Origin of the sequence: Phenylobacterium sp., from assembly GCF_031425575.1 — a bacterium.
Lineage (GTDB): Bacteria > Pseudomonadota > Alphaproteobacteria > Caulobacterales > Caulobacteraceae > Phenylobacterium.
Window position 1 is genome coordinate 1 of the sequence record NZ_JANPJP010000359.1, and the last position, 13,184, is coordinate 13,184.

Below are 13,184 nucleotides of genomic sequence, written 5' to 3' on the forward strand. Positions count from 1 at the left end.
AAGCCCGCGCAATAGTTCATGGCGACGCCGGTGCGCCGCGTCTCGGTCTGGTTGGCCCCGCCGCCGTGCCACAGGGCGCCGTCCCAGATCAGCACCGAGCCCTTGGGCATTTCCGCCGCGATGGTGTCGTAGGCGCCGCCATATTCCGGGTTCGGCTTGAGATGGCTGCCGGGAACCAACCGCGTCGCGCCGTTGGCCTCCGTGAAGTCGGTGAGCGCCCACATGGAGTTGCACACCAGCGGCGCGTGGGGCTTGGCCAGGGGGATCACCTGGTCGTCGGCGTGGATCGGCTGGGCGCGCTCGCCCGGGTCTATGGCGATGGAGGAGAGCGAGGAGATCAGGCAGCCCTCGTCCAGCACGCCTTCGACGATGGGCAGGACAGCGGGGTGCACCGGGACCTGGGCGAACACCGGGTCGTGGACCAGCAGGTTATAGATCCGCACGGTGCGGTGGCCCTCGAAGCCGTTCATCGCCGGCTTGGCGCCCAGCTCGCGTTCGAGCCGCAAGAGGGTGTCGTTCAGCGCCTCCACCAGGTCGGCCGGAATGGCGTTCTCGACGATGGTGTAGCCGTCGCGCTTCACGCGCTCGATATGGCCTGCAACCATCGTTTGCTCCCTCGGCGTTTTGGGCGATCTTAGGCGCCGATCTCCGGAGACGCCATGACCGTCCGCCTGCGCGACCTGACCCCCGATGACAGTGACCGCCTGCTGGCCTGGCGCAACCTGCCCGAGGTGGCGCGCTGGATGTACTCCGATCACGAGATCAGCCGCGCCGAGCACGACCGCTGGTTCGCCGGGATCGCGGGCGACGCCACCCGCAAGTACTGGATCATCGAACTGGACGGCGAGCCCGTGGGCCTGGCCAACCTCGCCGACATCTCCATCCCCCACCGCAAGGCCGCCTGGGCCTACTATCTCGCCAGCCCCTCGGTGCGCGGCAAGGGCGTCGGCGCCTTCGTTGAGGTCTTCGTCCTCGACCATGTCTTCCGCGACCTTGGCCTCAACAAACTCTGCTGCGAAGTGCTGCTGGAGAACGAGGCCGTCTGGAAGATGCACGAGTCCTTCGGCTTCCACCGCGAAGCCCTCTACCGCGACCACATCTGGAAAGGCGGAGCGGCCCATGACGTGGTGGGCCTGGGCCTGCTGGCCGCCGACTGGGCCAAGGTCCGCGAGGCCAGCGTCGAGCGCCTGCGGGCGCGGGGGTTCGTGATCTGAGCCTGCCGCTCGAACAGTGGCTTCTTAGGTCGGAGAATTTGTTCTCTATTTGTTCTTGACGAAACAGCCCCTCCGTGAGACGTTCGTCGGTGCGAAATCACTGCGCCTCGCCACCCGCCTCGGCGGACAATGGCTGCAGCAAGAACGCGCTTTGAATCCTGTTCCTGCGCGTCGTTAGAGGCAGAGCCTCCGCCCGTTGAGGGCGGGGACGCGTGTGAACTCCATTCCCATTCACGGAGAAGAAGATGGCCCTAGCGCCACGCGGTCAATCGCGCACCGTGCCGGATCCTGCCGGCGATTTGTACGACCAGGAAATGGACAGGTTAAGAGCGAAGCGGGAGGCGGAGGATGGTGACTTTCGTTCGCCTCTCGATCTGGCCCAAGACGCTCTTCAAAGTTTCCAGGACGGCCCCGATATCCGACGTCCAAATCTAGCTCAGTCGTTCATTCCGGTAGTCGGGCCTGCCTGGGAGGCGGTCGCCGACCTTCAGGACGGGGACTACGGCGGAGCGGCTTTCAACGGCTTGATGGCGGTCGGAGACGCCCTGCCGGTCGGGTTCGCCGTTAAGGGGCTGAAAGCCGCCAGCAAGGGGATCGGCGCCTTCAAGAAGGGTTCTGTCACCGCCGGAGCGGCCGCCAAGAAGATTCGTAGAGTTGGCCTAGCCGGGAAAGGCCAAGAGATTCATCACACGGTCCCGCTCAAGGGGACCAGCCGGAGCGCTCAAGATTGGCGCAACCACTATGCTCTGCTGAAGGTGCTACCGGTGGAGCAGCATCGACGGCTTACGGGCAGCTGGATGGGAAAGCCAAGATACGATCCCATTCGGCGAGTCTGGTACGGAACCACCGATTGGATGAAGGCGGCGCCGACCGCCCTTGCGAGCTACACTGCCGACATCGTGGAGAATGTCCACCGATCGTCAGATGGCGACGGCAAGCCACCTTCGCCGCGGCGCTGATCGCCCCCCTTGCACCCAATCTGGATTCGTTGTTCCCTCTACGTTCCGCAGTGGGGGCGCAGATGAAGACAGCAGAAGCAGGCTTTCAGTTTCCGGTCGTCGGGTTTACCCCCGACCTTGAGATGTGGGCGTTCAAGGATCTGGACACCCTTACCTCCTGTGGGCCGCGCACGCTCAAGGACAACATGCAGCTCGGGATGGAGCTCATCGGCGCCGATGGTCGTCGGTGGATCGTCCGATCCGTCACCCGAACCGGTCGGGCCGAGACCTTGCTGAAGAGCGCTCTGTCGATTCTCCTGTTCGCCACGCCGCAATCGCGCATCGAGCATGAGTTGGACGCGCTCGAACCGCTGTCGCTCGACGAAGTCAAGGCGCGCGCCTGCGCCATGCTGGAGGCCTTTCCCGAGGACTACGGACAGTACGACGAGTCCGACAATGTGCTGGCGCCGCTGCTCGCGCAGGTCCGCCGCGCCAAGGATATCGCCAGCCTTCCCGAACTGCTGGGGCTGGACAGCTTCAAGGCCTACTGACGCGCGATCAGACCGCCTTAGAACCGTTCCACTCCAGCGCCGCGATCTCCGCCATGCCGAAATCCGGGTTGGCGGCGTGCAGCGTCCCGTAGACGTGGCGCACGAAGTCCAGGTCGGCCGGGTGGTCCACGGTCCAGCGCAGGTGGGCGAGGGACGGGGTCTGGGAGAGGAACTCGAGACGGAACCGCTGTGGATTGCGGTACAGGAACGGCGTCACGTGCTCGCGGTCATAGGGGTCGACAGCCTCCCTCAGGGCGGTGCGCAGGGCCGCCGCCGTCATCACCTCGACGTCCAGGCCGTGGGGATAGGTGCGCACCTGCGGGGTGTTGCTGGCATAGTCGGCCCTTGTCGCCGCGTGGGACTCGATCACCGCGTCCAGCACCCGCCAATCCGTGAGCGGACAATCCGCGGTCAGCCGCACCACGGTGGCCGCCTCCGGGAAGGCGTCCAGCGCCAGCCCGAACCGTCCCAGCACGTCGGTCAGGTCGCCGCGCACCACCGTCAGGTCCAGCCGCGCGGCATAGTCGGCCACCGCGTCGTCGCTGGCCTGGTCGCTGGTGGCCAGCACCAGTTCGTCCATCCGCCGCGAGCGCCGCAGCCGCTCCACCTGGCGGCCCAGCATGGGGACGCCGGCCACATCGGCCAGCACCTTGCCGGGCAGCCGGGTCGAGCTCATCCGCGCCTGGATTATGCCTAGGATCATCGGAGCACCTTAACGGGGCCGCCCGCGTCGCGGTAGGCTGGCGGCCATGAACCTTTACGACCGCCTCGCCGCCCGCTTCCCCGCCGACGCTCCCTGCTTCCTGCTGCCCGACGGCCAGATCAGCTATGGCGAGCTGGCGGCCGGGGCGGGTCGGATCGCCGCGCTGCTGATCGCCAAGGGCGTCGCCCCCGGCGACCGGGTGGCGGTGCAGACCGAAAAGACCCCCGAGGCGGTCATGCTCTACCTGGCGACGCTCAAGGCCGGCGCCGTCTTCGTGCCGCTCAACACCGCCTATACGGCCAGCGAGGTGGACTACTTCCTCACCGACGCCGAGCGGGCCCTGTTCGTTCAGGACGCCGTCGCCCTGGCCGCCGAGGCCGCCACCTACACCCCGCTCACCACCACAGTCCCCCGCGCCGACGACGACCTCGCCGCCATCATCTACACCAGCGGCACCACCGGGCGGTCCAAGGGGGCGATGCTGACCCACGGCGCCCTCTACGCCAACGCCACGGCCCTGACCGACGCCTGGGGCTTCACCGGCGACGACGTCCTGCTGCACGCCCTGCCGATCTTCCACGTGCACGGCCTGTTCGTGGCCCTGCACTGCGCCTTCCTGGCGCGCGCCCCCATGGTCTGGCTGGCGAAATACGAGGACGCCCCGGTGCTGGCGGGCCTCGCCAAGTCCACGGTGATGATGGGTGTGCCCACCTTCTACACCCGCCTGCTGGCCAATCCCGGCTTCACGCAGCAAGCCGCCGCCCACATGCGCCTGTTCATCTCCGGCTCCGCGCCCCTGCTGGAGTCGACCTTCGCCGAGTTCGAACAGCGCACGGGCCAGCGGATCCTGGAGCGCTACGGCATGAGCGAGGCGGTGATCATCACCACCAACCCCCTGGCGGGCGACCGCGTCGCGGGCAGCGTCGGCTATCCCCTGCCGGGGGTGGACCTGCGCATCGGCGGGCCCGAGGCCACCGGCGTCATCGAGATCAAGGGCCCCAGCGTCTTCTCCGGCTACTGGCGCATGCCCGAGAAAACCGCCGAGGATTTCACCGCCGACGGCTGGTTCATGACCGGCGATGTGGGCCGCCAGGACGCGGACGGCCGCGTCTGGATCTCAGGACGCGCCAAGGACCTGATCATCTGCGGCGGCTACAACGTCTATCCCAAGGAGATCGAGCTGATCCTCGACGAGCTGGAGGGCGTCACCGAGAGCGCCGTCATCGGCCTGCCGCACCCCGACTTCGGCGAGGCCGTGGCCGCCGTCGTGATCGGCTCGGGCGACGAGGCCGCCATGATCGCCACGCTGCGGGAGCGGCTGGCGGCCTTCAAGGCGCCCAAGCGCATCTTCTTCGTGGATGACCTGCCCCGCAACGCCATGGGCAAGGTGCAGAAGAACCTGCTGCGCGCGACCTATGCGGGGACGTTCAGTTAGGGACGCAGCGGCGAGGCCGCCGCCGGCCGGCATTCTTTCCAGCTGCGGCCCGAAAAGCAGCGACCGGCCTGCATCTCGCGGTAACTGTGGAGGGCGACGTAGGCCATCACGAAAGCCATCGCCACATACGCGAAGGTCTCCGGCTTCACCGCCGCCCTACCGCTTCGGCGACGAAAACACCTTCACCACCACGTCCTCGAAGCTCTCCAGGCTGTCGACGTCGAAGCCGGGGTCGAAGGCCGGGGCGTCCCAGCGGTCCACCAGCTTCTCGGCCATGGAAAACCAGCTTTCGTCGCGGAAATTCTCCCGCAGGGTCCCCGACTTGCCCATGAACTCGTAATAATAGGCGCCCTGGAAATCCTGGTGCCAGTAGATGGCCTTGTAGATGTCGTCGTTCACATAGGGCTTCAGCATCTCAGCGGCGATCGGCCCGTGGTTGGGGATCGACAGCACCTTGCCGATGTCGTGGCACAGGGCGGCCACGACCTCCTCGTCGGTGGCCCCGTCGCGGCGGGCCAGGGTGCCGGCCATCAGGCTGTGGGTCAGCTGGTTGGCGGCGAAGCCCAGCTCCATGGGCTCCAGCCGGCGCAGGGTGTCCATGATCTGCATCGGCGCGGTGGTCTGCTGGTGGACGCGGTGCTCCCCGCCGATCACCTTCCAGTGCTCCTGGGTTCCCTGGCGCATGTCCGTGAACATCTGGCTCTCCCTTGATCTCGTTGGGCCGATCGTAACCCGGCATCCGCCCAAGGACCAAGACCCGATCACTCCGCTCATCCCGGCGAAGGCCGGACCCAGATTCATGCCGGGCGGTTGGAGTGGGCCCACCCGTTCGTGTGGTTCGTGTGGTTCGTGGTCCCAATTCTTTCGACCGTGCGGGTATCGAGGCCCATCCGGTTGACCACGAACCTCACGAACCCCACGAACGGGCTGACCAGGTTCATCCCCACCCACCCGGACGGCCACAGATAGGCCGGCCGGCTGAACAGCTCCGGGTCGGCCTCGATCAGCATCGCCTGCTCATCGCGGCCGCTGGTCTTCACAAGAATTCACGGCAGGGGCTCGTGTCCCACAACCCTGCTCATCGCGACCGCTAGGCCGGATCGCCTAATATCCGGCGGCGTCATCGACATTCGAAGCATGACCATTGCGCGGCGGGCGATACAGGCCGACTGATAGGCATGGCGAAGCGTCGATCATCTCCAGGCGGCGAAGCTGTGGCGACCCCCCCGTCGACCGCAAAGCCAAGCTCGGGCGACGGCCCCGCGCAAGACGGTGCGGAGCCTCTGGGCCATCTGATCGTGGGCATCGGCGCCTCAGCGGGCGGCCTTGAAGCCTTCCGAGCCTTTTTCTCGCAGATGCCGGCTGATAGCGGCATGGCCTTCGTCCTGATCCAGCACCTGGACCCGGACTACAATAGCGCCCTGGCCGAAATCATTGGCGAGTGCACCGCCATGCCCGTGGTGCAAGCCTCCGACGGAACGGTCGCCGCCCCGAACACCGTCGCGGTGATTCCTCAAAACGCCATCCTGAAGATCGAGGGCGGCGTCCTGCGCGTCGCCCTCCCGGAGAGCCCGACGGCGCGGCGGTCCTCCATCGACACCTTCCTGGTCTCCCTGGCCGAGGATCAGGGCGCCAGCGCGGTCGGGATCATCCTGTCGGGCTATGGGAACGACGGAACGGCGGGGATCGAGGCGATCAAGGAAGCGGGAGGCCTGACGCTCAGCGAAGCGGCGTTCGACCACAGCGCGAAGTTCGGAATGCCGCAGAATGCCACCGCGGGCGGGTTTGTCGACTACGTCCTCCAACCCGAGGAGATGCCGGCGCGCCTGCTGGAATATCGAGACTTCAAATCTCGCGAGGCGATCCATGGCCTTGATGAAACCGCCGGGTCCGGCCGGGTCAATTACCTGATGACCATCTGCGCGGTGCTCAACAGCCGGCTGGGCCGCGATTTTGGGCAGTACAAGTCCAGCACGATGATGCGCCGGGTTCGTCGGCGAATGCAGGTGCTCCATGTCAATGACCCCGCGGAATACATCGCCCAGCTGCGGACCCTGCCAAATGAACCTGAACTCCTGTTTCGGGAAATCCTGATCGGGGTGACCCGTTTCTTCCGCGATCCAGCCATGTTCGAAGCCTTGGCGGAGAACGTCTTGCCGGGCTTGATCGCCAACGGCGGGGCGGACGAACCCATCCGGGTGTGGGTCGCCGGCTGCGCCACGGGCGAGGAGGCCTATTCCCTCGCCATCCTGTTCCGGGAAGCGCTGGCGCACGCGGAGTCCTCAAGAAAGGTCACGATCTTCGCCACCGATATCGATGATCGTGCGATCAACGTCGCCAGAGCTGGCGTCTTTACTGATTCAATTGAGGCCGATATTACTGTTGCCCGGCTAGAGCAGAACTTTTTGAGAGAAGGTGAGCGCTATCGCGTCGCCAAGCACCTTCGTGAAATGTGCGTTTTCTCAACCCATGACCTGGTCAAGGATCCGCCATTTTCGAAGCTGGACATGGTTTCCTGTCGAAACCTGCTCATCTATTTTGAGTCCCCGCTACAACAACGGGTCATTGCAACCTTCCATTATGGACTAAAGGCCAATGGCCTCCTTTGGCTTGGTCCCTCAGAGACCATCGCTGCGAGTGGGCGTCTGTTCAAGACGTTCGACAAGCGTAGCAAAATGTTCAAGCGGCTCGACGTCACCGCCGAAATCCCGCGCCCAAAACCAAGTAGTCGCATGAGCCCACCTTCTCCCCCTCAGCAAAGCGCTGAGCCCGACAGCATCGACGCGCAGGCGGCCCGGATGATGGCGCAATACGCGCCGGCCTATATCGTTTTCGATGGCCAGCACGAGATCCAGCGGTTCTCGGGACCGGTCGAGAAGTTTCTGCAACCCATGAGCGGCGGGGCCAGCCTGAACCTTTTCAGGATGCTGCACGCCCAGTTGCGGTCCCCCGTTCGCAGCCTCATCCGCAAGGCGCTCGAACAGCAACGACCGGCCCAGGAGCACGTCACCTTCCAGGTCGGCGGCCAGCCCAACACCATCAACCTGATCGCTGAACCGATGGCCGAGCCGGTCGGAGGGCAGCGCTGTCTGCTGCTGGCGTTCCAGGAGCTGGCGTTGGGCGCCTCACAAGTCGTCGCCGAAAAGCCTGTTTCCGCCATGGCGTCGACAGATCCCGAGCAGAGCGAACTGATCGCCGCCCGGGAGAAGCTGCAGACCATCACCGAGGAACTGGAGACGGCCAACGAGGAACTGCAGAGTTCCAATGAGGAGTTTCAATCCGTCAACGAAGAATTGCATTCGACGGTCGAGGAACTGGAGACCTCCAAGGAAGAGCTGTCGTCCATCAATGAAGAGCTGCAGACGGTCAACGCCGAGCTCAACACCCGGGCAGATAGCCTGGTGCGATCCAATAGCGACCTCGCAAACCTGTTCGACAGCACTTCGATCGCCACCCTATTCCTCGACAACAGATCCCATATCCGCAGATTCACCCCGGCGATCACCGAGATCTTCAATGTTCGGGAGGGCGACGAAGGTCGCTTGATCAGCGATTTCTCGTCCCGCCTGGCAGGCTCCGCCCTGACCCAGGACATCGCCACAGTGCTGCGGGACCTGGGATCGATCGAACGCGAAGCGGAGTCGGAGGACGGCGCGGCGACATATCTGGTCCGCGTGAAGCCCTATCGCGACCTGAACAATGTCATCGACGGTGTCGTCATCACGCTCATCGACATTTCCGACCGCAAGAGGCTTGAGCGGGACCGGGCCCACCTCGCCGCCATCGTCGCCTCCTCTGAGGACGCAATTGTCAGCCACGATCTTGAGGGCACGATCACCAGCTGGAACAGTGGCGCTGAAAAGATCTACGGCTACACGGCGAGCGAGATGATCGGTCAGCCGATGTCGACCCTGCTGGACGATGCGCAGATCGATGAATGGCCGTCCAACCTGCTCCGCCTTCGGCAGGGCGAGCCGATCACCGACATCGACATCAGCCGGGTCACCAAAGGCGACCGGGTCATCTACGTATCCCTGAACATCTCACCCATGCGCGACGCGCACGGCGTCATCATCGGAGCCTCGGCCGTGGCGCGCGACATCGCCATGCGAAAGCTGGCTGAAGAGCGCGCCGAGATGCTGATGGCCGAGCTCGATCATCGTGTGAAGAACATCCTGGCCGTCGTTTCGTCAGTGGTCATGCAAACCCTCAAGGCCGGGGGTACGGCTGAGGCAGCGGGGGTGGAGATCGAAGGCCGGATACAGGCGATCTCGCGGGCCCATGGCCTTTTGACCGAGCTGGGCGGCGTGGAAGGCTCGCTACGCGGGCTCGTGGCGACAGAACTGCAGCCCTACAAGCAGCGCTCCAACGTCACCATGTCCGGGGAAGACGTGGTGCTGACATCAAAGGCCAATCTGAGCATGGCGTTGGCGATCCACGAACTCGTCACCAATTCGGCCAAGTACGGATCGCTTTCCACCGGGGAGGGGCGTCTCGACGTGACCTGGCGCGTCACCCAGGCCAGCGGGAAGCCTGAGCTTCAAATACTGTGGCTGGAAACCGCCGGACCGCCCGTGGCTCCGCCCTCGCGGCGGGGCTTTGGCACCAAGCTCATCGAGCTCAGCCTGGTGAGAGGGCTGAAGGCCAAGGTGAACCGCGAATTCCTTGAAGAGGGGGTTCGGTGTGAAATCTCGGTGCCGTTCACCGACGACATCGGCCGCATCGTTTCCCCAGCCGCTTCAAAGACGCCTATCCATGACTGATGGTGCAGCCAGATTGCGTGTGCTCGTGGTCGAGGATGAGCCTCTGATCGGAATGGACATAGAGGACGCCGTTCAGGGGCTTGGGCATGAAGTCGTCGGGCCGATTGCTGAGCTCGATGAAGCCTTGGACCTGGCGACACTCGCGACCCTCGGTTGCGCGATCCTCGACATCAACATCATTGGCGGCCATTCCTACCCTGTCGCTGACATACTCCTGAAGCGTGGCTTGCCCGTCCTGCTGCTGAGCAGCTATCGCGTCGAGACGCTGCCGGTGCGACTGCACCAACAGCCCCGCCTTCCCAAGCCCTTCACGAGCGCGCAATTGGTCGAAGAAATCCGAGAGCTCTGCTCCAGGGCCGTAAATTCCGGTCAATAGGAAAGCGCCGAACATGTTTGCGAAATGCGCGGCGCTGACTCCCAAGATGTCCGGCTGCGCGAGGCCCGCTGTCGGAGATGCTCGGCGCCGGCACGCCTATGTCGGCGGTGTGTAGGTGGGTTCTGCAATGGCGAAAGACTTCCCCATCGTCTGTGTCGGCGGCTCTGCGGGCGGCCTCGACGCCTATATGCGCCTGCTGAAAAATCTGCCGTCCGACCTGGGCGTCGCCATCGTGATCGTAAATCACCTGCGGACCGTTTCGACCAAGCTGCACGAAATTCTTCCGCGCTACACGTCTATGCCCGTGGAGCTGATTTCAGAGCGGTTGGACGTTCGCCCGAACTGCGTGTTCATCATCCCGGAGAAACGGGATCTCCATGTTCTGAACGGCGAGTTCCGACTGAAGCCGATTTCCAAGCCAAGGGGTTGGCCTGACGTCATTACGGTCTTTCTTCGCTCGCTGACGGAGAACTGGTCCGGCCAGCTGATCGCGGTCATCGTCTCGGGCTATGACGGAGACGGCGCGGCCGCGTTGTGCGGCATTAAGGAGGTCGGGGGTATCACGATCGCCCAAAAGCTCGATACGGCCGCTCAACCTGACATGCCGCAGAGCGCCATCGACAGTGGCTGCATCGACTTCATCCTTTCGCCCGAAGAGATCGCTCAGGAAATCCGGCGTATCGCCGACGGGGACCCGGCCATCAGCTGACGACGCCTCGCCGAGCCCGCCGCACAGGCGCCGGGCTCGCCCCGAGAACTCCCAACCCCTCAACCGTCATCCTCGGCTTGTCCCGAGAACCCGTTCCCGGCAGTCCTGGGGACAGCTGCTCCTGTCCCCGAACGCCGAAGTCTAGCGGCCCACCAAGGCGCCGCCGGGAGAGCTTCAGTCGAGATCCACCGGAACATACCCCTTCGGAGACCAGGCCAAGGTCCCGCTTGGGCCCATGCCTGCCGTCCCCACCCTGGCGGTGATCAGGCAAATGACCCCCGTCGGTGCGAAGGTGATCGCCGCCTCGCCCCCCAGCTCCGCCGAGAGGCTGCGTTCAATGAGGCGCGAGCCGAAGCTGCGGCGTAGAGGCGGAACAACCAGGGGTCCGCCGCTCTCTTCCCACCGCAGCCGGATTAGGTCGGCGTCCTGAGTCCATTCGATGCTCAGCCGGCCCGCCGGCAGCGACAGGGCTCCGTACTTGGCGGCGTTGGTCGCCAGCTCCTGCAGGGCCATGGCGATCGCCAGGGCCATGCGCGGCGTCAAGCGAATGCTGGGGCCGCCCGTGACGATCCGGGCGGGGTCCGAGCCGAGGTAGGGGGAGACCGCCAAGGCCACGATTTCGCTCAGCTCCGCCCCTTCCCAGCTCTCGCGCGTCAAAACATCGTGGGCTTTCGAGAGCGCGAGCAACCGCTCCTCCAAAGCGGCGCGGCCCTGCTCGGCGGAAGGTGCGGAGCGCAGCGTCTGGGTGGCGATGGACTGGACCGTGGCCAGGGTGTTCTTGACCCGGTGGTTGAGTTCGTTGACCAGCAGGTTCTGCCTCTCGTCCGCCGCGCGCTGCTCGGTCCGATCGCGAAGAATTTTGAGGAAGCCGATCAGCCGGCCGTCATCCTTGCGCAGCGGCATCATCAGGGTGTGGGCCCAGAAGGGCGCGCCATCCTTGCGCAGATGCCAACGCTCCACCTCCGAGCGCCCGCTCGCCAGGCAATCGGCCCGTTCGTGAGCCTCGGCGCCCGCCGCCCTGTCCTCCAGGGTCCAGATGGCCGGGAAGCGCCGACCGATCAGCTCTGTCGCATCCCATCCCAGGATCTGACGGGCGCCGGCGTTCCAGATCGTCACCCGTTCATCCAGGTCGGTGGCCATGATGGCGTAGTCGCTGGCGCCCTCCAGGATCAGCCGGTAGCGCTCGTCGCTCTCCCGGTGAGCGGCCTCCACGGCCAGGGCCGACTTGGCCTCGGCGATTTCCCGGGCCTGGCTGTAGGTGGAGGTGAGGTCGGTGAGCACCCCGCACAGGAACCCGCCGTCGCCGGGGTCGGTCCGGGTGAGGGACAGCTGCGCCACGAAGGTCTCCGCCCGGTCGGCGCGGGTCAGAACCAGCTCGGCCCTGCCGCCGTTCTTCAGCAGGCGCCGGAAATCGGCCGAGGAGTCGGGCGTCACGAAGGTGGCGAACTGGGCGCCGGTCAGGCGGCTGGCGGGCGCCCCCATCATGTCGGCCAGGGCCCGGTTGCCATAGAGCACGTCGCCCTCCTGGCTGATCATCAGCGCCCCGTCGGTCATCTGCTCGATGAGCTGGCGGTAGGAGCGATCGGCGGTCTCCAGCGTATAGACCCGGCGATTGTCGGGGCCGCCCACGACGACGGCGTCCACCTCCCCGTTGCGGATCGCCTCCAGGGTCTCCAGGGCCTCGGCCAGCTGGTCCCGAAGCTCGGAGATCTCGCGCGCCTGCGACAGCGTCGGGCGCTCGGAGGTCAGGCTATTTTCCACCATCGGCGCGTCCGTCTCGTGCCGTCAGGTCCAGGCCGCGCAGCACCCGCTCGGTATCAGACAGATCGCCGATGATCCGCCGCACCGGCTCAGGCATCAGCTTGATCAAGGTCGGCGCCGCGAGAATCTGGTGCTCCGCCGCCGCCTCGGGGTGCTCATAGACGTCGATCACCTCCAGGTCATAGCTGTCGGGAAGCTCGCTCTCGAGCACCCGGCGCAGGTTGTCGATCGCCCGGGTCGAGCGCGGCGTCGATCCGGTGACGTAGAGCCTGAGCACGTGCTTGGAGGTGGCGTCGGGTTCGGCGACGGCGGGTGTCTCCGGGGCGGTGGTCACAGCGATGACCCCCGGCGGGTCGCGGCGGCGAAGCGGCTCGCGGTGAGCACCTTCTCCTTGCGCTCATCGACGTTCTCGAGGGCGAGCAGTTCGGCCTCTTCCCGCTCCAGCGCCTCGCGGGTCTCGGCGATCTGCCGCTCGGCGGCGTTGCGCCTCTGGTCGAACTCCCGGTGACGGCGGTTGACCTCGTCCAGGCGCTCCAGGGCCGCGGCCTCTTCCTGCGCCTCCTGCACGATGCGGGCGCTGCCGGTCAGCACCCCGTGCGGCCCGACATAGGGCTCGATCAGGGTCACCCCGCCGCTCCCGAGCAGATATTCGCGGATCTGGTTGGAGTGGCTCATGCCCCGGGCCTTGAGCACGAACAGGCCGCGGTTGCGTTCGCCGTTGGCCTGCAGGTCGT

At 65.5% G+C, this 13,184-nt stretch carries 13 protein-coding genes and 1 pseudogene; 7 read left to right on the plus strand and 7 right to left on the minus strand.

All coding sequences use genetic code 11. From position 1 onward, the window contains the following. The coding region (locus RMO97_RS20135; protein ID WP_310542790.1) for a phytanoyl-CoA dioxygenase family protein at positions 1-605 on the minus strand (605 nt) is incomplete at its 3' end. Between the two features lie 54 nt (positions 606-659). Here RMO97_RS20135 and pseH point away from each other — a divergent pair. The 3 genes from pseH to RMO97_RS20150 all read left to right on the plus strand — a co-directional run bounded on the left by pseH (position 660) and on the right by RMO97_RS20150 (position 2,703). Continuing rightward, complete coding sequence (pseH, locus tag RMO97_RS20140) at positions 660-1,214, plus strand: UDP-4-amino-4,6-dideoxy-N-acetyl-beta-L-altrosamine N-acetyltransferase (protein ID WP_310542791.1); 555 nt, start codon at positions 660-662, stop codon at positions 1,212-1,214. Positions 1,215-1,459: 245 nt separating this feature from the next. After that, positions 1,460-2,173, plus strand: coding sequence for a hypothetical protein (locus tag RMO97_RS20145; RefSeq protein ID WP_310542792.1), 714 nt, complete (start codon positions 1,460-1,462; stop codon positions 2,171-2,173). Positions 2,174-2,235: 62 nt separating this feature from the next. After that, complete coding sequence (locus tag RMO97_RS20150; RefSeq protein ID WP_310542793.1) at positions 2,236-2,703, plus strand: hypothetical protein; 468 nt, start codon at positions 2,236-2,238, stop codon at positions 2,701-2,703. Between the two features lie 7 nt (positions 2,704-2,710). Here the strand turns inward: RMO97_RS20150 and RMO97_RS20155 are convergent, their stop codons facing one another. Next, on the minus strand, positions 2,711-3,406 hold the full coding sequence (locus RMO97_RS20155) for a glycosyltransferase family protein (RefSeq protein ID WP_310542794.1): 696 nt from the start codon (positions 3,404-3,406) through the stop codon (positions 2,711-2,713). Between the two features lie 46 nt (positions 3,407-3,452). Here RMO97_RS20155 and RMO97_RS20160 point away from each other — a divergent pair, with 46 nt between their 5' ends. Then, positions 3,453-4,841 carry an AMP-binding protein gene (locus RMO97_RS20160; protein ID WP_310542795.1) on the plus strand — a complete coding sequence of 463 codons (1,389 nt, stop codon included), beginning with the start codon at positions 3,453-3,455 and terminating at the stop codon, positions 4,839-4,841. 156 nt (positions 4,842-4,997) lie between these two features. Here RMO97_RS20160 and RMO97_RS20165 read toward each other — a convergent pair whose 3' ends face one another. Together RMO97_RS20165 and RMO97_RS20170 are read right to left on the minus strand one after the other, a co-directional pair. Then, positions 4,998-5,537, minus strand: a complete 540-nt coding sequence (locus RMO97_RS20165; RefSeq protein WP_310542796.1) for an HD domain-containing protein — start codon at positions 5,535-5,537, stop codon at positions 4,998-5,000. Positions 5,538-5,638: 101 nt separating this feature from the next. Beyond that, positions 5,639-5,851, minus strand: a complete 213-nt coding sequence (locus RMO97_RS20170) for a hypothetical protein (RefSeq protein WP_310542797.1) — start codon at positions 5,849-5,851, stop codon at positions 5,639-5,641. A 288-nt stretch (positions 5,852-6,139) separates the two neighbouring features. Between RMO97_RS20170 and RMO97_RS20175 the strand changes: the two genes are divergently transcribed. The 3 genes from RMO97_RS20175 to RMO97_RS20185 all read left to right on the plus strand — a co-directional run bounded on the left by RMO97_RS20175 (position 6,140) and on the right by RMO97_RS20185 (position 10,689). Continuing rightward, complete coding sequence (locus RMO97_RS20175) at positions 6,140-9,604, plus strand: CheR family methyltransferase (RefSeq protein WP_310542798.1); 3,465 nt, start codon at positions 6,140-6,142, stop codon at positions 9,602-9,604. Next, positions 9,597-9,980 carry a response regulator gene (locus tag RMO97_RS20180; protein ID WP_310542799.1) on the plus strand — a complete coding sequence of 128 codons (384 nt, stop codon included), beginning with the start codon at positions 9,597-9,599 and terminating at the stop codon, positions 9,978-9,980. The genes RMO97_RS20175 and RMO97_RS20180 overlap by 8 nt, the downstream gene beginning before the upstream one ends. A gap of 127 nt (positions 9,981-10,107) precedes the next feature. Continuing rightward, a complete protein-coding gene (locus RMO97_RS20185; protein WP_310542800.1) occupies positions 10,108-10,689 on the plus strand; it encodes a chemotaxis protein CheB in 582 nt (193 codons plus the stop codon). Between the two features lie 174 nt (positions 10,690-10,863). Here the strand turns inward: RMO97_RS20185 and RMO97_RS20190 are convergent, their stop codons facing one another. From RMO97_RS20190 to RMO97_RS20200, 3 genes and pseudogenes are all read right to left on the minus strand, one after another. Beyond that, positions 10,864-12,453: an HWE histidine kinase domain-containing protein gene (locus RMO97_RS20190; protein ID WP_310542801.1), complete on the minus strand. Its 1,590-nt coding sequence runs from the start codon at positions 12,451-12,453 to the stop codon at positions 10,864-10,866. Beyond that, positions 12,440-12,784 carry a circadian clock KaiB family protein gene (locus tag RMO97_RS20195; RefSeq protein WP_310542802.1) on the minus strand — a complete coding sequence of 115 codons (345 nt, stop codon included), beginning with the start codon at positions 12,782-12,784 and terminating at the stop codon, positions 12,440-12,442. Before RMO97_RS20195 ends, RMO97_RS20190 begins: the two co-directional genes overlap by 14 nt. Next, positions 12,781-13,184, minus strand: a pseudogene (locus RMO97_RS20200) (hypothetical protein); the annotation flags it as partial. The gene RMO97_RS20195 and the pseudogene RMO97_RS20200, both read right to left, overlap by 4 nt.